We start from the raw sequence: 21,068 nt of genomic DNA, 5'->3' as shown, positions 1-21,068 counted from the left end.
TTATTTTTGAAACAGCAGGAAACAATATGAAGGTTCAAGTTAAAGTTCTAGATGCACGTTTAGGACAAGAATGGCCTATGCCAACTTATGCGACGCAAGGTTCAGCAGGTCTGGATTTGCGCGCATGTGTGACTGAACCCACTGTGATTGAACCAGGTCAAACAGTTTTGGTTAAAACAGGTTTAGCTATTTATATCGAAGATACAGGCTTTGCAGGTTTAATTCTGCCGCGTTCAGGCTTAGGGCATAAACACGGTATCGTTTTAGGTAACCTTGTGGGCTTAATTGATTCCGACTACCAAGGCGAATTGATGGTTTCGGTATGGAACCGTGGTCAAGCTGCATTTACTTTAGAACCAGGTGAACGTTTGGCACAGTATGTACTTGTTCCTGTGGTGCAAGCTGAATTTGAACAAGTAGACGAATTTGTAGCGACTGAGCGCGGTGCAGGCGGTTTTGGACATACAGGTAAAAACTGATGTTAATATGAAAGGGCCTGTGGGCTCTTTCATTCTGAAATATAAAAGATTTCATTCAATACAACTTTAAACGCTGTCAACAACACTTAAATAGTATTAACAGTTCAATTCTATTCAGATATAAACTAGAAATATTTTAAAACATTTACGTTGTATGAATAAGACGGACTTTTAAAGTATTCGTTGGATTCAGAAGTTACAAATATATGAATATTCAACAACCTATATTTCCATGGCAGGTCTTTCGTGCCTATGATATTCGTGGAAAAATAACGTTATTAACACCTGAATTGGTCGAAGCAATTGCCTATGGTCTGGCGTGCCAGTATCAACAAGCCGCTCAAACTACTGTGGTGATTGGTTATGATGCTCGTTTGAGTAGCCCTGCTTACGCCCAAATTATACAAACAATATTCGAAAAACAAGGTTTTCATGTCGTGAACGTGGGTTGTTGTTCTAGCCCAATGTTGTATTACAGTGCGCGCCAATTTGCAGGCAATGGTATTATGGTTACCGCGAGCCATAATCCGAAAACTGACAATGGCATCAAGTGGATTATGCGAGGTGAACCGCCGTGTCCCGAGATGATCCAACAAGTGGGTTATGTCGCGAGCTTACAGTTTTCACCACAGCGTAGAGTAGCTTTAACCCATGTTCAGCATGATTTTGATGTGAACTACTGTTTGCAGTATCAGCAAGGCATTTTAGAAGATATTCAACTGAAACGACCTTTCCATATCGTGATTGATGGTTTACATGGTTCGGCAGGTCGCTGTGCCGTTTTAGTTTTACAAAAGTTAGGTTGTCAGGTGACGGCACTGCGTTGTGAATCGAATGGCGAATTTCCTGATCATGCCCCAGACCCATCGCAAGCCAGTCATTTAATTGCTTTGACTGAAACTGTTCGGCAGCAACAAGCAGATATGGGTATTGCGCTCGATGGAGATGGTGATCGACTGGTATTGGTCGATGAACACGGCAGCATCATTAGCGCAGATCGATTATTGTCTTTATTCGCTGAAATGTGCTTAGCCACTCATCCTCAGCATGAAGTGGTGTTTGATGTAAAATGCTCAACGATGGTACGCAATACGGTGTGTGAATTGGGTGGGCAAGCCAAAATGATTCGCACTGGCAGTAGTTTCTTAAAGACATATCTCATGCAATCACACGGAAAAGCTGTGTTTGGTGGGGAATATGCTGGACATTACGTGTTTAATGATGGGCGCGGTTTTGGTTATGATGATGGCTTATATGCCGCCTTACGCGTACTCGAATTTTTAAGTCAACGTCCAGATTTCACCCTTTCGCAAGCACTGGTCAAATACCCTGAACGTTGTGGTACTGAAGATACTTATATCAGTACTTATAGTGCTGATCCTAAGTCCTTATTGGCTGATATTGAAGTCCAGAGCCATCATATCGCTGCTCAATTAAGTAAAATTGATGGTGTACGGCTTGATTTTGAAGATGGTTTTGGCATTATTCGAGCATCCAATACTGGCGAATATTTTACTGTTCGTTTTGACGCCGATAATCCTGCTCGTTTAAACGATATTCGGCAATCTTTTGTTTCCATGTTAAGTGATCGATATCCTAAAATCGCACACGACATTTTAAATGCTCATTGAGGAGAGAGGCGAATGCCACATCAGCAGACTGGCATCGACAAAGCACAAATTTTGACAGAAGCTTTGCCGTATATTCAACGTTTTTCGGGTAAAACGCTGGTCGTAAAATATGGCGGCAATGCAATGACCGATCCTGAGCTGGAAAGCTCTTTTGCACGTGATATTGTTTTATTAAAAACCGTCGGTTTAAACCCAATTGTGGTGCATGGTGGCGGCCCCCAAGTTGATTCTTTCCTAAAACAATTGGGGCGTGAGTCTGACCGTATTGATGGTATGCGTGTGACTGACCCTGCAACCATGGAAGTGGTGGAAATGGTGCTGGGTGGCAGTGTGAATAAATCCATCGTTAATCTAATTAACCAACATGGCGGTCGTGCCATTGGTTTAACAGGTAAAGATGGCAATTTAATTCGTGCACGAAAATTGTTGATGCAGAAAAACCAAGAAGATGGTTCAGTCAAAGAAATTGATTTAGGTTTAGTGGGTGAAGTCATTGGTGTTAAAACTGATGTACTGGAAATGTTTACCCAAAGTGATTTTATTCCTGTAATTGCGCCGTTGGGTGTCGATGATCAAGGGAATACTTATAACATCAATGCAGATTTGGTTGCTGGCAAAGTGGCTGAAGCACTCGGTGCAGAAAAGCTGATTTTGCTGACCAATATTACGGGCGTATTGGATGAAAATAAAAACTTACTTACGGGCTTAACCACGCAGGAAGTCGACCGTCTGATTGAAACAGGCGTGATTTATGGTGGCATGATTCCAAAAGTGGGTTGCGCTTTAGATGCAGTTAAAGGTGGTGTGGTGAGCGCACATATTGTAGATGGTCGTGTTCCACATGCAACTTTATTGGAAATCTTTACCGATCATGGTGTGGGTACATTAATTACCAATCGTGCCAAACACTAATTCATTCAATTTATCTTATGTTTAAAGCCAGTCCTTAAGGGCTGGTTTTTTATTGTGGAGATTATTTAACAGTCGTCATTTTTTAGTCATTGTATTGTCATCTGCATTGCCTAGTGTATGAAAAAAGCCAGAAGAGCGCATAACAATGTTTGAAAAGTTGAATCTATATCGTCAAAACTTTACTTTGCCATTACAAAAAAAAGCGACAAAACAGACTCATCAATACCGCTTTGAATGGGTAGAAGATTTAAAGCAATTACACGAAGTCCAGAAATTCCGAGCAGCACAATTTTCTCAACAATTCGGGATTACATTCGATCAAGACATCGATCAGGATTTGTATGATTTTGGCTGTGAACATGCAGTACTGCGTGATAAATACAGCAATGAAATTGTTGCCTATACACGCTTAAAACTCTTGCAAGGACAAGATTTGGCACAGAGCTATAGTGCGCAAGAATTTAAAATTATTGATGAGCTGGGACATTTATCCAATATTGTAGAAATTGGACGAACGTGTGTGCATCATCGTTATCGTTCTGGTCGTGCCTTATCCATTTTATGGCTCAATCTTGTTCCTAAAGTTCTTTGGGAGATGCGGGCAAAATATTTGATTGGTTGTGTCAGTATCCGTTTACAAGGCAATCAGGCACGTGCGTATTATACGCATCAATATTTAAAACAACTCAGCCCAACGCAAACTTGTGCAATTCAACCGCAAGTGGCATATGAGCCGACACATCCTGAATACAGTTTTGCACAAGATGAAAAAATTCCTAAATTGTTTGATGTGTATTTAAAAATGAATGCCAAATTATCCCAGCAAGCATTTTATGATCGTGAATTTAATTGTCTGGATTATTTCGTTTTACTTGAGGCGAATAAAATGGCGAAGAGTTTTGTTATGAAAAAGAATATCCAGCGTTAAGCATTAAAATTAATGAACCTAGCACAGATTAAGATTTACAAGCCTTGCTGTCGTCATGCACAATAAACCCATAATCTATTAAAGTGTTTATAGTTGCTTATGTGCCAGTTGCTCGGAATGAATTGTGCGACCCCAACGGATATTACGTTCTCTTTCCGTGGTTTTTCACAGCGTGCGGGCATTACTTCAGATCATTGTGATGGCTTCGGTATTGCTTTTTTTGAAGACAAAGCTTGCCGTTTATTTGTGGATAATCAGTCTGCGGTTGAATCTCCAATTGCGGAACTGATACGGAATTATCCGATTAAATCACGCAATGTAATTGCACATATTCGTAAAGCGACACAAGGCAAAATTAACTTAGAAAACTCGCATCCTTTTATGCGTGAGTTATGGGGGCGTCAGTGGATTTTTGCTCATAATGGTGACTTGCTTGATTTTGATCCGCCATTAACGGGACATTTTACTCCGATTGGCAATACGGACAGTGAACGTGCTTTTTGTTTTTTATTGGATCAATTGGTCGCAAAATTTGGTTATGTCGAGCCATCTTTAACTCAAGTGTTTGAGCTACTCTTAGAAATTGCTCCAAAAATTGCAGAACACGGAACTTTTAACTTTTGCTTATCCAATGGTCAGGCGTTATTTAGCTACGCCATTACTAAATTACATTGGTTGGTACGTGAATATCCGTTTAAACCTGCACAGTTGATTGATCTTGATGTCGAAGTCGATTTTAGTCAAGTGACGACTCCAGAAGATCGCGTAGCTGTTATTACGACTGAACCATTAACACAAAATGAAGTTTGGCAGGCATTTCAACCAGGCGAAATGATTTTATTTCAATATGGACAACCGATTCAGCGTGCATTTACTCAGGTCGAGCGTTTAGTTCGAGAGAAAGCCAATCCGACTTTAAAACGCATCACTCGCGCTGATCAATATTGAGACCGGTGCGCGAATTGCGGAATGATGCTACTAAATTATTAAAATTAAGGTTTTCATAATTAAAGAAAAAATAAACTTTGCGGTTAAAAAATATCTTATTCTTTTGATCGGGTATAAACTAATTAATTTATATTTATCAATATATTAGACTTTGATTTTCGCTAAAAACTTGAATCCAGAGTGATTTACTTGTTTTTTATTTAAATTTAATACCGTTACTATCCTTTTCAAGTAACGAATGATGAATGTTAAATGGGGGCGTATCAAGATGAAATGGGTTCCAGAATATAATACTGGTATCGATGTGATTGATGATCAGCATAAACGAATCCTTGATTATATTAATGAAATTAATGATATTGCTCTTCACACCGACCGTGATCGCATTAAACAGATTCTCGATAATATTATTGATTACACCCAATCACATTTTACTTTTGAAGAATCTTTACAAGAAGAAGCGGGTTACAAATACCGTGTGCCGCATAAACGCGTGCATGACTTATTTATTAAAAAAATTGAGTCGTATCGTGATCGTTTTGAAATGGGACAGTCTATTGAGGCTGAATTACATGAAGTCTTAGCGAAATGGTTGATTAACCATATCCAACACGATGATGCCGATTATGTTGGTGCTGTCAAAGAAAACATGATGGGAATTATTAAAGAAAAAGAAAAGAAAAAGGGTAAAAATTGGTTTGCTCGGTTCTTCTCTTAAGTACAGTAATGTCTAAGATTCGGCAAGGACATGCTGTGCAAAAGAATTAAAAAGTTAAAAAAAGAAATAAAAGCATTAGCGCAGCAAGCCATCGAATACGGTGGTTTGCTTTTCTTTTTGATTTTCATGCATGACAAAGGCAAAATAGCGATAGATTTTTATTAGGAATGCATCATGCAGGACAATGCTATGTCACGATGGTTATCGCCGCTGATGGCTTTTTGTTTGTCATTCATCATTATTGCCACTGTGGCACCAATAGTGGGAATACAAACAGAGCGTCAACTCGATTTCTGGTTGCTTTGGTTTGGCACTATGTTGGTTTTGGCTTTGCCAATTTGCTATTTAGAAATTGCTTTGGCCAAGCGTTCGAAAACTACAGCATTAAATGCACTATCTAATTTAACCCGTGATGCGGATGCATCTCCAAGATGGCGTTTAGTCGGTTGGATGGCTGTGGTGTTTATTCCATTTCTAGCCGGTGCGATGTTATTTAATGTCAGTCAATACAGCGCACAATGGGTAGCTCAAGGCATTGCCCCACAATATCTTTTTGTGGGATCAGCTATTGCAGCTGTTATTTTATCTTTAGCTCCACGCATGATTTTGGCATTAATCACCACTGTAGGTGTCATTGCCGCGTTGGTTTTTGCACAAGTGAGTGGAACAGCTTTACCTACTTGGCACATGACTGCACTTGAGTTTAGCGAGTGGGGCAGTGCAACCGTGTTGGCATTGGTTGCGAGCGGTTTAGGTTTGGGGCTGTATTGGCAAACCAGCTTAGTTCAAGTGAATCAAGATGATGTTGCCAGCAAAACGGTATTGCCGATTTGGATTGCCCAGTTGGTGGCTGTGTTGGCATTTGCCTATTTTGCTGTAGCGGCACAATTACCTGTGATTGCGTTGTTGGTTGCAACTGTTGTAGGGGCGGCACTGCTGCTACAGCTTGCACGTGAGCAATTGGTACAACGTCAAGTGATGGTGGCAGTGCAATGGGCAATTCTCGTCGCTGCTGTGTTCGTGTGGGCTATTCCAGAAATTACACCCGTATTCCATATTGTTTTGGTGCTTTGGGGTCTAGTCATTTGCTTAATCTATGCGATTTTTGCGGGCTGGATTATGAAAATCAGCCATTTGCGTAAAGCGATGAATTTTAGTAATGAGCTGTTTTATAATCTTTGGCGTATTGCGGTGCGTATTGTGCTGCCACTGGCGATCATTCTTGCAATTGTGTCGGTATTAGGACAATTGATCTGATGACGGAGCAAGCCAAAGTTTGGGTGGCCTATGCGACCTCGGAACAACAGTTTCATCTGGAAGTTCCCTTTCAATCAGGTATGACTGCATTAGATGCAATTGAGCAAAGTGGAATTCGAGAGCAGGTTGAATTACCCGAAATGTTGCAGTTGGGGATCTTTGGCATACGTCTTGAAAACTCTGCACAATTGCTGCAAGCGGGTGATCGGGTTGAAATTTATCGGGCGTTGACCATTAATCCAAAGGACATTCGACGTAACCGTGCAGCCAATAACCCTGTAGGACGATATGCCAAAGGCAATCGCTTTAAACAATTGAAATGATATGAAAAACCCCTCAATGAGGGGTTTCTTTTTATTTTAAAGCGTCTATAGTGGAGGCGCAGTTAAAATCGCTTCTTTCGATCCAGGTAAACCAGGTTGTGATTCTGGAATCGTTTCTAGACCTTCAATCTTGTTCACAATACCGTTTTGATCGAAGTAAATTTTCAAATGCTGACCATGCGCTGCGGGGATCTTGGCTTTTTTAGCATAAGTTCCTGGGATATAATTGTAGACGTAGTCCCATCGTAATGGATTTAATGGATCTGTAATGGTTGGGCTACCGAGTAAAAAACGCACCTGTTGGTAACTCATGCCAACTTGAATTTTTGAAGCTTGGGCTTGTGTTAATGGTGTTCCTTGAGGAATATCTACTTTATAAACGCCCAAGGTCGAACAGCCCGCGAGCAGTGAAGTGACGAATAACGTCAACATGATTTTTTGCATTTTGCTACACTATCCCAAATTAATTTTGATGCATTTGATCCACGGATAGATCATACTGCATCTTAACTTTGTTGCATATTCCAACTTTAAATTTGTTGAGAGAGACCTTTTTACATGCCTATTTCAAACCAAGACTTACGCAAAGCTGGACTTAAAGTTACACTTCCACGAATTAAAATATTAGAATTATTAGAAAATTCAAAGCAACATCATTTAAGCGCGGAAGATATCTATAAGACTTTACTCGAACAGGGTGAAGATGTCGGTTTAGCAACTGTTTACCGCGTGTTAACGCAATTCGAAGCTGCTGGTATTATTCAGCGTCATCATTTTGAAAATAATCATTCTGTTTTTGAAATTATGCAAGACGATCATCATGATCACTTGGTTTGCCAAAACTGCAATAAAGTTGTTGAATTTACTAACGAAGTTATTGAACATGAACAACATACAGTGGCAGAAAAACATGGGTTTACCTTAACAGGACATTCATTAAATCTGTATGGCTACTGTGATGAGCAAGAATGTCAGGATGCATTACGTAAAAAGTAATGTAACTTAAGCACTTGCTGAACTTAAAAAAGGCTTCTAAAACGAAGCCTTTTTTATTGTCTGATGGATTAAGAATAATGGTTAAATTGACTGAATATTACGTATAAACACTTAAGACACAATCTGGATACGACTCGAGCCAGAACCCATGGGTTGTACTTGAATTTGAACTGGAATGCGCTCATGCATTTCTTGAATATGCGAGATCAACACGACTTTGCGTCCTTGATTTTGTAATTGATCAAAAGCATTCATGACCATATGCAAAGATGAAGCATCTAAAGTGCCAAAACCTTCATCAATAAATAGCGACTCAATTTTCATTGAGCCTGCTGCCATATTGGCAATAGCTAACGATAAAGCCAATGCGGTCAGGAAAGATTCTCCTCCTGACAGAGAAGAAACCGAACGGGTTTCACCATCCATATCATGATCAATAATGGCGAGACTGAGCGAGTTATCCAAGCGCTTTAAGGTATAACGTTGTGATAGAAGGGCTAATTGTTGGTTGGCGTATTCAATTAAAATATCAAGATGATATTGTTGTGCCAAGTCGCGGAACTTTTTCCCTGTGGCATCACCCATGAGACCTGAAATTTTAGCCCAACGATGTTCCTGTTGCTGGATTTGTTGTATTTGGGTGGCAAATTGCTGTTGCTTGGCTAAATTTTGCTGATGCAATTCCAGTGTTAATTTGAGTTGATCACGTTGCTCCAACAGTTGTTGTAATTGCACAGCATTTTGTTCAAGTAATTGGAGCAATTGATCGTGGTCAATTTCAGGTTGCTGCTGCTGATGTTGCTGTAACTGCGCTTGCAGCGTTTGCAAAGCATAGGCAGCTTCATTCAATAGACGGTCTGCCTGTTGTAAAGATAAACGCAGTTGTTGTTCCTGAGTTGAGGAAATCGCAAGTAGCGTTTTTAATAATGGCTCAGTAAATTCACTGTGCTGCGTTAACCATGTTGAAATTTCTGTTTGAGTTTGCTCGAGTGCATGTTGTTGTTGTTGTTGTTGTGCTTTTAATTGTTCCAAGGCATTTTTATGTTGTTCAAAATTTTGACGTGCCTGTTCAAAACTAAGTTTGAGCTGTTGGTATTGTTGTTGTAAGTGGTGACGTTGTTGATCATGCTGTTGAAGCCATTCATTCGCCTTGAGCTCGGTTGAGCCAATCATGCTAACAATAAGTTGCTGAGCTGCTTCAGCATTGTGTTTGCCTTTGGCTTCAACCGCTTTGAGTTGTTGCTCGAACTCGATGAGCTGTACATTCAAATGATTAAGATTCGCTTTGAGAATGTTCAGTTGTTGTTCAGCGTGTTCTTTCTGTTTATTTAAACTATCACGTTGTGCAATTTGCTGTACGCGTTGCTGTAAACATTGCATTGTGTGTTGTGCAGTCAGTAGCGGTTGTTCTACCCATGCAGCTTGTTCGTGCGGTGCTAGACAATCAATAATCTGCTGGATTTGTTGTTGCCACTGCTGCACCGATGCGAGTTGATGTGTATGGTGTTGAATGCGTTGTGTAAGTTGCAACTGCTCTTTATAGGCTTGATTGAGCTGTTGTAAATGAAATTCAGTTTGTTGTTTGAGTTGGGTATTTTCGGCAACGGTTTGTTGTAGTGTAGTCAAGATTTCCTGTTGAGGATGAGTTAAATCTAGAACTAGCTCGGATAGTGTGAGATGTTGTTGTAATTCATTTTTTTGTCGTTCTGATTTTTCATTCAGTTGTTGTAGTGAATGCTGTAGTTGGACTTGCTCAGCACTAATTTGAGTCAGTTGTTGTTGAGTAGTCTGCCAAAGCTGTAGACATTGTTGTTCCTGTTGAATCGCTTGTTGTTCCTGTTGTTGTTGCAGTTCATACAATGCTTTGGAAACTTGATTTTCATCATCACGATAAGGGTGTTCGGTACTGCCACAGACGAGGCAGGCTTCACCTTGTTGTAATGCTGCACGCAAATGTTCAACATTTTCAGCATGTAATAAGCGTTGTTGTTGCAAGAAACTTTGTAATTTTTCTCGTTCCTCTTTTGCCGCCTGAAACTCGGTTTCTGCTTGTTTAGTGTTTTGCTCGTGTTGTTGCTGCTGTTGTTGAATGTTGCTTAGTTTGCTCTTTAGACTCAGGATTTCATCAGTTAAAGTAAAGAAATACGCCAATTTTTGCTGAGCTGAATCCAGTTGATTAAGTCGAGTAAGTTGTTGCTCTTTGTTCTTCTGTTGTTGTTCTCGTTGCGTTTCAATTTGAGCCGTCGTCCCAAATTCTGCGACTAATTTTTTTAGTAGAATTTTGTCTTGATCAAGTTGTTGCTGTGCTTGCGGGATATTCCCTAAGCTTGATTCAACTTTTTGGTAGTAATCAATAAATTGATTGATTTGCTGAAGATGAGCCTGTAAACCTTGATCTAAAATGGCAAATTGATCGCTATTTTGTAATTGAGTAGCACAGAATTGCTGCTGAGTGATCAATTGCTGTAGTTGTTGTTCAAACTGTTGTTGCTGTTCGAGTAGGGGGTGCTGCTGCATACTTAGTTGTTGCAGACGAGTTTTCGTCTTTTTGTATTCATCCGCAATATAGTCGCGTTCTTGTACATATTTACGGACATCGCTCAGTTCTTGCTGATGTTGCAACTCGAAATCTTGTAACTGATGTAAGGTGGTTTCAGCATGTTGAAAATGATTTTGTTCTTGCTCAAACTGGCGGCTTAAACTGATAAAATCATGTTGTTGTTGCTGAATTTGCGGTTCAAGCTGTTGTAGTGTGTTTAGAATTTGTTGTTGTTGAAATACGATGGGACGTATGGCAGAAAAAGTTTCGAGTTGATTCAGTTGTTGGCGATCTTGCGCTAAGTTAGCATGGGCTTGTTGCTGGATTTCATGCTGTTGCTGTTTCAGAAGAATATCTTGTTCTAATTTATAGCGTTGTGCAAACCATTGCTGTTGTTGAAGGTATTGTGATTTTTCCTGTTCGAGTCTTTGATAATGCTGTTGAGTAGTTTCATATTCATTGCGTAGCGCTGTAATTTCTTCTTCTGAGCGAATTTCAATATGCCCTAAGATATTTTCCAGTTCCTTGCGTTGTGTTGCAATTGATTTGGTTTTTTCATAAGCCAGTTGTCCAATTTTACCGAAAATACTGGAATTGGTCAGATATTCTAATAATTCGCCACGTTCATTGTCACGGGCTTTTAAAAAAGCAGTCACTTCTGACTGTGCTAATAATACTGCACGGGTAAACTGTTCAAAACTGAGTTGGGTAAGCTGTTGAATATGAGTTTCGACGGCTTTACTTTTATCAGCAATCACGACATCGTCAGTTAAACATTTTAAGTAACGTTGTACATTTTGAAGTTTGCCTGAGGCACTTTCACGCGCACGTTTGACTTCCCAACGTGCCAAATAACATTTTTGATCTTGGGCAATAAAACATAATTCGGCAAAACCATGCCCTGTACCGCGACGTAAAACCGTGAGTGGCGAATTGGTGAGTAATTCTGAGCCATCGCTATCCAGCAATTTACCATCACTGTCTTTTAAACGTGGCATTTTATTGAACAGTGCCAAACACATCGCATCTAAAATGGTCGATTTCCCTGCACCTGTTTTTCCTACAATCGCGATGAGGCCTGCGTTGGCAAGGGGTTCAGCAGCAAAATCAATTAAATGTTCACCTGCAAGAGATGCCAGATTTTTAATTCGAATGGATAAAATTTTCATGGCAACCCTTTAACTATTTTGTTCATCTTCTAAAATTTTTTCTGCTTCATGTACCAAACTCATAAAGTCATTCAGAACTTCATCATCGGCGGAATAGCCCTGCTTCTGCCATACATTTTGGAAAAGTTGTGCTGGGGTTGGTGGTTCAAGCTGTATCGCTTGTGTATGTGATCCATCTTGCTCTGAAGATAAATATTGGCGTGAAATTCTGACTAAACGATAGCGATTTTCAGGTAATGCCTGTTCAAATTGCTGGCGTAAATTAGGAGGAGGCGGTGTCAGGCTATGATATTCAATATCGACATATTCACGTTGATCAATATTCTCAATTTCACCTGTCGCTAAAGTGCTAAGTTGTTGCAATACATCATGCATTTCGCCACGAATGCGGTGTAGGGCGATACTGCGTGGAATAGGCAACACTTCAAGTTGTACGCGTTCTGGAGAAGCGAGTTGTGGATCTATGGTAATTTCTAAGAGTTGGTGTTTGTAATTCACTTCACTGAAGGACAGTGGAATGGGAGAACCACTATAACGAATATGGTCTTGTCCAACCTTTTGCGGTTTATGCAAATGACCTAATGCCACATAATCAATGACCTCATCAAACAGCGCCGTTGAAAGTGCTTCTTCATTGCCAATAATAATCGGGCGTTCTGAGTCTGAGGTTTCTGCACCTTGCATATGAGCATGCGACATCAGGATTAGGGCCTGATCTTTCGTTTTACGCTGTTTAGCTGCCGCAATGAGCTGTTGATGTAAATGGGCGATAGCCGCTTTACTATCGTTGGTTTGTTCGTTGATTCCTGTAATTTCAGCAGGACGTAAAAATGGTAGGCTTAGGCACCAAGCCACAATGTGCTGCTGTTCATTATAAATAGGAATAAGTAAGCGATTTAAATCGAGCTGTCCTTCGGTATTTTTATGAATGACTCCGACGGCTTTGGCATTGTATTTAGACAGCAATGGCTCGACCTGTTCAATGCGATAACCTGAGTCATGGTTCCCTGCAATCATGAGCGTTTGCATGTGCGGAGCCACCGCATGTGCATCCGCCAAGAATTGATAAAGTTGCTTTTGCGCACTGGATGCGGGGTTAATCACATCGAAAATATCCCCTGCAATGAGTAGGGCATGTGGCTGTTTTAATTTAATTTGATCAATCAGCCACGTTAAAAACTGTTCATGTTCATACTGACGAGAGTGGTTATAAAAAAATTGTCCCAAGTGCCAGTCAGAAGTATGAAAAAAGCGAACAGTCATATGATCTCAAAGCGTGAAAATGCCGTGTATAACTTAGCATATTTTACATGCCCAGATATGCTGTAGGTGATGACAATTTTAGTCGCGAAAATTATTCCTTACGCTGCATTTGGGTCGAGTTGTACCAAGCCAAAAGTGTTGTGATCTGGATCGATGAAATAGCCTTGCCAACATTTATTTGGAATAGCGAATTTGGGCATGGCTTCTTGTCCTCCCTGCGCTAAAATTTTTGCCGCAGTTGTATCAAAATCTTCCACTTGAATGGAACAGGTAAAGGCATTGGTGCCGCAATGTGTCGGAGGAATTTCCGCAGGGCGCTTTAATAAACCGCCATGTATATTCGCTGTATCAATTTGATAATATTCGATGGGAAGACCTTCAACCTTGGTAAATGTCCAACCAAAGACCGCTTGGTAAAATTGAAGATCACGAGCAGGGTTTGATGATTGAATTTCAAAGTAGACCAATGGCTGCATGATCTGAGTTCCTATTTTTATTGTTCTAAAAAATAAAGACCGACGATTCGAGTGATGATGAAATCGTCGGTCAAAAAACGGTGGATACACCAAACTTTTAAGCTGCTGTTTTAAAAGTTTGGCATTCACGCCAAGCTTATTGCTTTAGGTAGAAGGTCGCCGAAAATATTGTGGATGCCAGTACAAATTGACGGTTTCGAACCTTGTACTCTTAATAACGTGAACAAGTTTGAATTGGTTGACAAGAAAATGAAAAAAGATTGAAATTTTTTTTATAATGGCTTTTTGCCCCTGTTGAGCTGTATTCATGATACCACTGCACCGTTATTTTATTTGGTTTTTTGTACTGTGTTTTCTGTTCACATGTATTTGCGGTGTTTTGGCAGCATTGATGCCAAGAGGGATGGGAGGGGTACTGACAGCGGTACCTTATCTGGTGGCAATGATTTGGGTATTATTCAAATTTTTGAAAGAGCAAAAGCGTGCCCCAACGCAGACAGAACGAAAGCGTTTTACTTTGGGGTTTAGCCTGATTTTCTGGGGCTATAATTTACTGGGCTTACTCGGTGGGATTTATTTCTTCTCACGCAGTAATCCAACCATTTGGCAAGATCTTTTGTTGTATTTGCAACAACCGCAATTTATGGCGGTGGTGTTGATTATGTTTTTGTTAATTGCCATTCCACTATATTTGCTCACTTATTGGTTTTATGGTGCCCAAGCACAACGTATGGCAAACAAAATGTTGGGTTAATGCATATAAACTTGTATTTATTGTCTATCTCATTTATAGATAAAACATCTAGCCAAGAGATTGTTTTATGTACAAGCCTGTGGTGTTGATTACGGGAGCTTCAGGGTTTATTGGTTCCCATTTGTTGCCTTATTTACTGGAGCGAGATTATCAGGTGATTGGTGTCTCTCGGAAACCACAACCCCGAACCCATCCTGATTTAAGCTGGATTCAGCATTTTGATGAACTACAACTGCACTCTATTGATTATGTGATTAATCTGGCGGGTGAAAGTATTGCGCAGGGTCGATGGACTGCGCAGCGCAAACAAAAACTGATTCAAAGTCGGGTCAAAACAACTCAAGCCCTCTATCAATTTTTACAACGCAGACAAATTTTCCCGAAATGTATTTTGTCGGGTTCTGCGGTGGGATACTACGGTATTGATGCTTCGGAGCAATGGCAGCAAGTTTGTACAGAAGAATCACCTGCTCAAGACATTTTTATGTCGCAACTTTGCCAACAGTGGGAACAGGCAGCTCGTGCAGATACGACGCAGCACACTAAAATTATGCGGCTTGGTGTGGTTTTTGGGCGTGGTGGCGGCATATTGCCGCAGATGTTGTTTCCAATTAAATGGAATTTGGTCGGACGTATAGGGCATGGGCGGCAGCCTGTGGTCTGGGTACACATTCAGGATGTACTACGTGCGATGGAGTTTATTCTGACCCATGAGACTGAACAGAAAGTCTTTAATGTGGTTGCACCAGAAAAAGTCACACAGAGTCAATTTGTGAATATTGCAGCACTTAGTTTAAAACGACATCCGTTGTTAAGTATGCCAGCTTGGGTTTTTAAAAGCCTATTGGGGGAGCAATCACAATTAATTTTAAATGGTCAATTCGTGCAATCTAAAGCCCTTCAGCAAGTAGGGTTTGAGTTCAAGTTTCCGACTCTAAAAGAAGCATTAAATGATTTGCTTTGATGTGGAGCAGTGTTTTAACTGGTCATTACTTCTAGTTTCAGCAATTGTTCTGGACTGTAAATAGTCGAATCTACAGATGTAGGTTGCTTCAAGATAAGCTGACGTAGCAGTTGTGCTGATGCAGGTCCCATACATAAACCGTTTCTAAAATGTCCCAGATTGATCCAGACATTATGCAGATGAGGTAGTTGGCCAATATAAGGAATACCTTCGGGTGAACTAGGACGTAAGCCAGCCCAATTTTGCACTACAGGGAATTGGGCTAACTCAGGCACCATTTCATAAGCAGCTTCTAAAATATTCTGTTGAATCTGATCCGAAGTTTCAGCATTAAACCCACACTCTTGCATGCTTGAACCACAGATAATATGCCCATCCATACGCGGAATGAGATACATCACACGATTCATACACATGGTTGGTAACCAGTGGGCAGGGGTTTTAATGAGTGCCATTTGCCCTTGTACTGGGCGAACGGGTAGTTCCAACCCCAGTTGCGCTGACCATAAACCAGACCAAGCACCTGTTGTTACTACAAATTGATCGGCATAAACTTTCTGTCCTGTTTCAGTTTCTACATATTCAATTTTGTCCTGCTGAATATGAAATTTCTGAATAGGCATTTGATCGAAAAATTGAACCTTCGGATGCTGTTCTAAATAATTTCGCAGGGATTGTAATAGTCGAGGATTACGGACATTGGCAATTTCTGGAAAGTAAATCGCATGTTGAAACTGTTCGGAAAGATGCGGATTGACCTGATCTAGTTGTTCCCGCTGCAAGTATTCGCAGTGCTGCATGGGGTCTTGGAATTGAGTTTTATAATTTAAACCGACTTCAAAATCGGTTTCGTCCAAAATTAACATCCCTGTTTCATGAATTTCAAAATCTATGCCTGTTACGGGCTGTAATTTTTCATTCCATGTTTGGTATAGCGCTTTACCATGTTGCGCCAAGAGATTGACTGCACGTGGATAGCGCCAAGGGTACATTGGAGAAAGAATACCGCCACCCGCCCATGAGGCTTGCCCTGCATAGGTTTGGTTATAAATATTGACCTGACAACCTTGTTCGGCCAATTCTAAAGCTGATAGTAGACCACTAATGCCAGCACCAATAATGACGATATTCATAAAAATTTGAGATCAATTAGTTCATGGCTTTAAGTTTAAGCGCTGCTTCTTCCGCGAAGTAGGTCCAAATCCCATCTGCACCCGCCCGACGACAGCTCATCAAGGATTCAATAATGACTTGATCAGATAACCAGCCATTTTGAATGGCACCCGCTAACATCGCGTATTCTCCACTGACTTGATAAACAAAAGTTGGAACACCAAAAGTATCTTTGACTTCACGCACGATGTCTAAGTACGGCATTCCTGGTTTAACAATCACCATGTCTGCACCTTCCTGAATATCCAGTGCAATTTCATGTAAGGCTTCAGCACGGTTACCAACATCCATTTGGTAATTGTATTTATTGCCACCTTTTAGGTTACTTGCAGACCCAACCGCATCACGGAATGGACCATAGAAGCTCGATGCATATTTCGCCGAATACGCCATAATATTGGTATAGATATGTCCATTGGTCTCTAAGGCATGGCGAATTGCGCCAATCCGACCATCCATCATGTCACTCGGTGCAACCACATCTGCACCTGCTTCTGCATGACTCAAGGCTTGTTTAATCAGGCATTCAACGGTTTCATCATTCAGAACATAACCTGTGTCATCAATAATGCCATCTTGACCGTGGGTGGTATAAGGATCCAGCGCACCATCGGTAATGAGCACCATTTCTGGCAGTTCTTTTTTAAGTAAGCGAACGGTATTTTGCACTAAACCATCGTCGCGCCATGCTGCTTCAGCAGTTAAACTTTTATCTTCTTGTGGTGTAACAGGGAACAGTGCCAATTTAGACACACCAAGTTCTAATAACGTTTCCGCTTTTTTTAATAATAGATCAGCAGAAAGGCGCTGAATCTTCGGCATACTTGGAATATCTTGGGTTTGGTTTTGACCTGGCAGTACAAATACAGGATAAATCAAGTGATCAGTCGTGAGTTGAGTTTCCCGAACCATGGCACGTAATTGGTCATTCTTTCGAATACGACGCATACGGGTGGCAGGAAATGCTGGACGATTGAACGTATAAGTCATAACAATCTCACTGATCAGTATTAAACTAGGCAGTATTGTAGACCCATCACACAGCTTTAGGGGCAAAATGCGGTCGTTTTTTCAAAATTTTAGGTGTTTGAGTAATTTATGAGCGATATGGAAAAGAAATGGACGGGAGGAATCCACTTGGGTTCGAAAGTCGATATTGATGTGGTATTGCAACAATTATGTCATGCCTTTAATAGTTCGCCATTTTTCTCCCATAATGGCATGACGATGCGTGTGGTTGATCAGCAGATTGAAGGCTATATTGAAATGCAGCCCTACATGATTGGAAATGTTGCTTTTCAAATTCTACATGGTGGCGTTGCCGCAACAATTCTAGACAGTGTAGGTGGAATCGTGGCAATGGGCGAGCTGTATAAACGCACTGAGCCTGAGCAATTGCCTGACACTATTAAGAAAGTGACGCGACTGGCAACGGTGGACATGCGAGTCGATTATTTAGCTCCTGGACGTGGCAAATTCTTTGTTGCCCGTGCAGAAACCTTACGCTTAGGACGTAAAGGTTGCACCATGCGTATGACTTTGGTAAATGATGAAGATAAACCAATTGCGACTGCTATTGCATCTTATGCTTTCTAAAGTAGTTGAAAAGTAAATTATTTTATTTGAAATTTTCTCTCAAAATAAGTTTTAAGCTGCCAAGATAAGGGCAGCTTGAATCAATTAATAAACCGATCAGTCTAAAAAATCATTTCTCAAATGATGAGTTTTTTATTTAAAATTCCTAGCCAAATTTATATTAAAGAAATGACTTTCTCATCGACACGAATCTTCAGTTTTTAAAAATAAGTAAAAAACTGTTTGAGTTGTGGATTTTGTGGTGACCAAGTCTGTCTGGCTGAAGGAAGAAATGATGACAGAAGCTTCAACTACTCCACCACAATCGAATGCCGCAAATATGCAAGCTAAACGTAAAAAGTCCTTTGCGATATTTGGAGCAATACTGGCGATTATTGCCGTGGTTTATGCAGTTTGGGCATTATTTTTAAACCATTTTGTCAGTACAGACAATGCCTATGTTGGTGCAGAAACGGCTTCAATTACCTCAATGGTGAATGGTCAAGTACAACAAGTTTTGGTTAAAGATACGCAAACTGTTAAACAAGGTGATGTGCTGGTTCAAATTGATAATCGCGATGCCAAAATTGCAGTTGCCGCAGCACAGGCAGAACTCACCAAAGCCAAGCGTCAATACAAGCAAACGCGTGCCAATAGTAGTGCATTGAATTCACAAGTCTTTGTGAGTGATGATGGTATTCACAGCGCTGAGGCGCAGGTGCAAAAGGCACAAGTGGATTTAGGCAAGGCGGAAAAAGAATTATTGCGTCGTCAACAACTCAGTGCTTCAGGTGCTATTTCAAAAGAAGAATTAAGTACAGCACAAATTGCAGTGGAAAATGCCAAAGCAGGTTTAGCAGTTTCACAAGCGACATTGGCCCAAGCAAAATCAAATCAAAAAGCGGCACAAAGTACTTTGGCGGCTAATGATGCTTTGATTCAGGACAGTAATGAGAACTCAACTCCTGATGTGTTGATTGCTGAAACTAAATTAAAACAAGCGCTTCTGGATTTAGAGCGTACCCAGATTAAAGCACCGCTTGATGGGGTAGTGACACGCCGAAATATTCAAGTAGGTCAACGTGTTGCCCCTGGCACTGTGATGATGATGGTCGTACCAGTGTCACAACTCTATGTTGATGCAAACTTCAAAGAAAGCCAGTTAGAAAAAGTTCGTGCAGGGCAAAAAGTCAGTTTAGTTTCCGACCTGTATGGGGATGCTGTTGAGTTTCACGGTACGGTTCAGGGATTCTCTGGAGGAACGGGTGCTGCTTTTGCCCTCATTCCTGCGCAAAATGCGACGGGTAACTGGATTAAAGTGGTACAGCGATTACCTGTTCGAATTACCCTTGATCCTCAAGAGTTGGCGAAACATCCACTACGTGTTGGACTTTCAATGGAAGCCAAAATCGATTTACGTTCGAAGTAATTGCTCATGAACCAGTATCGTCCTTTTGGTGATTTACAAGGTAGCCGCTTAATGCTCGCTGCCTTTGTACTGGCATTGGCGAACTTTATGGTGGTGCTCGACATGACCATCGCCAATGTCTCAGTTCCGCATATTACTGGGAGTTTGGCCGTTTCAAGCTCGCAGGGTACTTGGGTAATTACCTCTTATGCAGTTGCAGAAGCAATCTGTGTGCCTTTGACTGGCTGGTTGGCTGGGCGTTTCGGAACAGTACGATTATTTGTGATTAGCCTAATTGGCTTCACCACTTTTTCGGTATTGTGCGGACTTTCTACCAGTTTAGAAATGCTGGTGTTTTGCCGTATTGGTCAGGGTCTATTTGGTGGTCCAATTATGCCACTCAGTCAGACCTTGCTGATGCGTATTTTCCCACCTGAAAAACAATCTCAGGCGATGGGCATGTGGGCCATGACCACGGTTGTTGGTCCAATTTTAGGTCCAATTCTGGGTGGTTCGATTAGTGATAATTGGTCATGGCACTGGATTTTCTTTATCAATATTCCAGTAGGGATTATTTGTGCCTTAGCGGCAATACGTTTATTAAAACCTGCAGAAACAGATAAATTCCGCTTACCAATTGACGCCATAGGTTTAGGTTTATTGGTGCTCTGGATTGGAGCTTTACAGCTCATGCTCGATTTGGGGCATGAAAATGACTGGTTTAACAGTACCTTTATTTGCTTCCTTGCGGTCATCACGGTCATTGGTTTAATTGCATTTATCATTTGGGAGCTGACCGAAGAGCACCCCATTGTGAATATTGCAATTTTCCGTTATCGCGGCTTTAGCATCTCGGTGTTATCTCTGGCTTTTGCATTTGGTGGCTTTTTTGCCAGTATTGTTTTAATTCCGCAGTGGGTGCAGGTTAACTTGGGCTACACTGCGACATGGGCGGGTTATCTGACTGCTACCATGGGCTTTGGTAGTTTGACCATGTCACCAATTGTGGCAAAACTGGCAAACAAGCACGACCCTCGTGCTTTGGCCAGTTTTGGCCTGCTACTGATGGGGATTGTAACCTTGATGCGTGCCTTTTGGGTGACCGATGCTGACTTTATGACTTTGGCAATGCCACAGATCTTGCAGGGTTTTGCTGTACCATTCTTTTTCATCCCTTTGTCAAATATTGCGCTTGGTTCCGTGATGACCTCTGAAATGGCTTCAGCAGCAGGCTTGATGAATTTCTTAAGAACTATGGCAGGGGCAATAGGTGCTTCCATTGCCGTGACCATTTGGGATGATCATGCCAAAGTGGCGCGGACTGAAATGGTATCGAGTTTGCACACCAGTGAAGTCCAAAATACTTTAGTGCAAAATGGTATGACTAATGAAACGGCTTTGGGCGTGATTTCCAACTTGGTCGATAAAGAAGCCATGACCATGTCGGTCGATCATGTTTTCTTTATCTTAACCTTGGTGTTTATTGTGGCAAGTTTATTGATTTGGCTTGCACCCAAACCGAAAACTAAAGTCACAGGACCAAGCCATTAAGGAT

General features: G+C 41.0%; 20 protein-coding genes. 14 read left to right on the top strand and 6 right to left on the bottom strand.

Annotated elements, in window-relative coordinates; genetic code table 11:
• Positions 1-26: 26 nt before the first annotated feature.
• The 8 genes from dut to I593_RS09000 all read left to right on the top strand — a co-directional run bounded on the left by dut (position 27) and on the right by I593_RS09000 (position 7,196).
• A complete protein-coding gene (gene dut / locus I593_RS09035) occupies positions 27-479 on the top strand; it encodes a dUTP diphosphatase (protein ID WP_016167263.1) in 453 nt (150 codons plus the stop codon).
• Between the two features lie 206 nt (positions 480-685).
• A complete protein-coding gene (locus I593_RS09030) occupies positions 686-2,110 on the top strand; it encodes a phosphomannomutase/phosphoglucomutase (protein ID WP_016167262.1) in 1,425 nt (474 codons plus the stop codon).
• A 12-nt stretch (positions 2,111-2,122) separates the two neighbouring features.
• A complete protein-coding gene (gene argB / locus I593_RS09025; RefSeq protein WP_016167261.1) occupies positions 2,123-3,022 on the top strand; it encodes an acetylglutamate kinase in 900 nt (299 codons plus the stop codon).
• A 145-nt stretch (positions 3,023-3,167) separates the two neighbouring features.
• On the top strand, positions 3,168-3,950 hold the full coding sequence (locus tag I593_RS09020; protein WP_016167260.1) for a GNAT family N-acetyltransferase: 783 nt from the start codon (positions 3,168-3,170) through the stop codon (positions 3,948-3,950).
• Between the two features lie 99 nt (positions 3,951-4,049).
• Positions 4,050-4,898: a class II glutamine amidotransferase gene (locus tag I593_RS09015; RefSeq protein WP_016167259.1), complete on the top strand. Its 849-nt coding sequence runs from the start codon at positions 4,050-4,052 to the stop codon at positions 4,896-4,898.
• Positions 4,899-5,160: 262 nt separating this feature from the next.
• A complete protein-coding gene (locus tag I593_RS09010; RefSeq protein ID WP_026441193.1) occupies positions 5,161-5,616 on the top strand; it encodes a bacteriohemerythrin in 456 nt (151 codons plus the stop codon).
• Positions 5,617-5,790: 174 nt separating this feature from the next.
• Positions 5,791-6,873, top strand: coding sequence for a hypothetical protein (locus tag I593_RS09005; protein ID WP_016167257.1), 1,083 nt, complete (start codon positions 5,791-5,793; stop codon positions 6,871-6,873).
• Positions 6,873-7,196 carry an RnfH family protein gene (locus tag I593_RS09000; protein WP_016167256.1) on the top strand — a complete coding sequence of 108 codons (324 nt, stop codon included), beginning with the start codon at positions 6,873-6,875 and terminating at the stop codon, positions 7,194-7,196. The genes I593_RS09005 and I593_RS09000 overlap by 1 nt, the downstream gene beginning before the upstream one ends.
• Before the next feature lie 45 nt (positions 7,197-7,241).
• On the opposite strand, the gene I593_RS08995 is transcribed toward I593_RS09000, so the two are convergent.
• Positions 7,242-7,640, bottom strand: a complete 399-nt coding sequence (locus tag I593_RS08995; RefSeq protein WP_016167255.1) for an outer membrane protein assembly factor BamE — start codon at positions 7,638-7,640, stop codon at positions 7,242-7,244.
• Between the two features lie 114 nt (positions 7,641-7,754).
• Here I593_RS08995 and fur point away from each other — a divergent pair, with 114 nt between their 5' ends.
• Positions 7,755-8,192, top strand: coding sequence for a ferric iron uptake transcriptional regulator (gene fur, locus I593_RS08990; protein WP_016167254.1), 438 nt, complete (start codon positions 7,755-7,757; stop codon positions 8,190-8,192).
• Positions 8,193-8,303: 111 nt separating this feature from the next.
• Here the strand turns inward: fur and I593_RS08985 are convergent, their stop codons facing one another.
• The 3 genes from I593_RS08985 to I593_RS08975 all read right to left on the bottom strand — a co-directional run bounded on the left by I593_RS08985 (position 8,304) and on the right by I593_RS08975 (position 13,639).
• Entirely contained in the window at positions 8,304-11,900 is a 3,597-nt protein-coding gene (locus I593_RS08985; protein ID WP_016167253.1) for an AAA family ATPase, read from the bottom strand.
• A gap of 9 nt (positions 11,901-11,909) precedes the next feature.
• Positions 11,910-13,163: an exonuclease SbcCD subunit D gene (locus tag I593_RS08980; RefSeq protein ID WP_016167252.1), complete on the bottom strand. Its 1,254-nt coding sequence runs from the start codon at positions 13,161-13,163 to the stop codon at positions 11,910-11,912.
• 98 nt (positions 13,164-13,261) lie between these two features.
• Entirely contained in the window at positions 13,262-13,639 is a 378-nt protein-coding gene (locus tag I593_RS08975; protein ID WP_016167251.1) for a VOC family protein, read from the bottom strand.
• A 307-nt stretch (positions 13,640-13,946) separates the two neighbouring features.
• Here I593_RS08975 and I593_RS08970 point away from each other — a divergent pair, with 307 nt between their 5' ends.
• Together I593_RS08970 and I593_RS08965 are read left to right on the top strand one after the other, a co-directional pair.
• On the top strand, positions 13,947-14,393 hold the full coding sequence (locus I593_RS08970) for an ABZJ_00895 family protein (RefSeq protein WP_016167250.1): 447 nt from the start codon (positions 13,947-13,949) through the stop codon (positions 14,391-14,393).
• Between the two features lie 67 nt (positions 14,394-14,460).
• A complete protein-coding gene (locus I593_RS08965) occupies positions 14,461-15,357 on the top strand; it encodes a TIGR01777 family oxidoreductase (protein WP_016167249.1) in 897 nt (298 codons plus the stop codon).
• A 14-nt stretch (positions 15,358-15,371) separates the two neighbouring features.
• Here the strand turns inward: I593_RS08965 and I593_RS08960 are convergent, their stop codons facing one another.
• Positions 15,372-16,490 carry an NAD(P)/FAD-dependent oxidoreductase gene (locus I593_RS08960; RefSeq protein WP_016167248.1) on the bottom strand — a complete coding sequence of 373 codons (1,119 nt, stop codon included), beginning with the start codon at positions 16,488-16,490 and terminating at the stop codon, positions 15,372-15,374.
• Positions 16,491-16,506: 16 nt separating this feature from the next.
• Entirely contained in the window at positions 16,507-17,520 is a 1,014-nt protein-coding gene (gene hemB, locus I593_RS08955) for a porphobilinogen synthase (RefSeq protein ID WP_016167247.1), read from the bottom strand.
• Positions 17,521-17,628: 108 nt separating this feature from the next.
• Between hemB and I593_RS08950 the strand changes: the two genes are divergently transcribed.
• The 3 genes from I593_RS08950 (at position 17,629) to I593_RS08940 (ending at position 21,064) form a co-directional block, all read left to right on the top strand.
• Positions 17,629-18,126 (top strand): thioesterase family protein, encoded by a 498-nt coding sequence (locus I593_RS08950; RefSeq protein WP_016167246.1) that lies wholly within the window; start codon positions 17,629-17,631, stop codon positions 18,124-18,126.
• 274 nt (positions 18,127-18,400) lie between these two features.
• Positions 18,401-19,534 carry an HlyD family secretion protein gene (locus I593_RS08945; protein ID WP_016167245.1) on the top strand — a complete coding sequence of 378 codons (1,134 nt, stop codon included), beginning with the start codon at positions 18,401-18,403 and terminating at the stop codon, positions 19,532-19,534.
• Positions 19,535-19,540: 6 nt separating this feature from the next.
• Positions 19,541-21,064 carry a DHA2 family efflux MFS transporter permease subunit gene (locus I593_RS08940; RefSeq protein WP_016167244.1) on the top strand — a complete coding sequence of 508 codons (1,524 nt, stop codon included), beginning with the start codon at positions 19,541-19,543 and terminating at the stop codon, positions 21,062-21,064.
• The last annotated feature ends 4 nt before the right edge of the window (positions 21,065-21,068 follow it).

It is taken from the genome of Acinetobacter tandoii DSM 14970 = CIP 107469, from assembly GCF_000400735.1.
Taxonomy (GTDB): domain Bacteria; phylum Pseudomonadota; class Gammaproteobacteria; order Pseudomonadales; family Moraxellaceae; genus Acinetobacter; species Acinetobacter tandoii.
The sequence above is the reverse complement of the archived record's forward strand: the minus strand, read 5'-3'. Positions and strand labels throughout refer to the sequence as shown.

Bases quoted from the DNA above. Each gene is read 5' to 3' on its own strand.
- I593_RS08940 (WP_016167244.1), top strand. From the start codon at position 19,541: ATGAACCAGTATCGTCCTTTTGGTGATTTACAAGGTAGCCGCTTAATG.
- I593_RS09030 (WP_016167262.1), top strand. From the start codon at position 686: ATGAATATTCAACAACCTATATTTCCATGGCAGGTCTTTCGTGCCTAT.
- I593_RS08965 (WP_016167249.1), top strand. From the start codon at position 14,461: ATGTACAAGCCTGTGGTGTTGATTACGGGAGCTTCAGGGTTTATTGGT.
- I593_RS08980 (WP_016167252.1), bottom strand. From the start codon at position 13,163: ATGACTGTTCGCTTTTTTCATACTTCTGACTGGCACTTGGGACAATTT.
- I593_RS09020 (WP_016167260.1), top strand. From the start codon at position 3,168: ATGTTTGAAAAGTTGAATCTATATCGTCAAAACTTTACTTTGCCATTA.
- I593_RS09015 (WP_016167259.1), top strand. From the start codon at position 4,050: ATGTGCCAGTTGCTCGGAATGAATTGTGCGACCCCAACGGATATTACG.
- I593_RS08945 (WP_016167245.1), top strand. From the start codon at position 18,401: ATGACAGAAGCTTCAACTACTCCACCACAATCGAATGCCGCAAATATG.
- I593_RS09000 (WP_016167256.1), top strand. From the start codon at position 6,873: ATGACGGAGCAAGCCAAAGTTTGGGTGGCCTATGCGACCTCGGAACAA.
- I593_RS08985 (WP_016167253.1), bottom strand. From the start codon at position 11,900: ATGAAAATTTTATCCATTCGAATTAAAAATCTGGCATCTCTTGCAGGT.
- I593_RS08975 (WP_016167251.1), bottom strand. From the start codon at position 13,639: ATGCAGCCATTGGTCTACTTTGAAATTCAATCATCAAACCCTGCTCGT.
- fur (WP_016167254.1), top strand. From the start codon at position 7,755: ATGCCTATTTCAAACCAAGACTTACGCAAAGCTGGACTTAAAGTTACA.
- hemB (WP_016167247.1), bottom strand. From the start codon at position 17,520: ATGACTTATACGTTCAATCGTCCAGCATTTCCTGCCACCCGTATGCGT.
- I593_RS08960 (WP_016167248.1), bottom strand. From the start codon at position 16,490: ATGAATATCGTCATTATTGGTGCTGGCATTAGTGGTCTACTATCAGCT.
- argB (WP_016167261.1), top strand. From the start codon at position 2,123: ATGCCACATCAGCAGACTGGCATCGACAAAGCACAAATTTTGACAGAA.
- I593_RS09005 (WP_016167257.1), top strand. From the start codon at position 5,791: ATGCAGGACAATGCTATGTCACGATGGTTATCGCCGCTGATGGCTTTT.
- I593_RS08970 (WP_016167250.1), top strand. From the start codon at position 13,947: ATGATACCACTGCACCGTTATTTTATTTGGTTTTTTGTACTGTGTTTT.
- I593_RS08995 (WP_016167255.1), bottom strand. From the start codon at position 7,640: ATGCAAAAAATCATGTTGACGTTATTCGTCACTTCACTGCTCGCGGGC.
- dut (WP_016167263.1), top strand. From the start codon at position 27: ATGAAGGTTCAAGTTAAAGTTCTAGATGCACGTTTAGGACAAGAATGG.
- I593_RS08950 (WP_016167246.1), top strand. From the start codon at position 17,629: ATGAGCGATATGGAAAAGAAATGGACGGGAGGAATCCACTTGGGTTCG.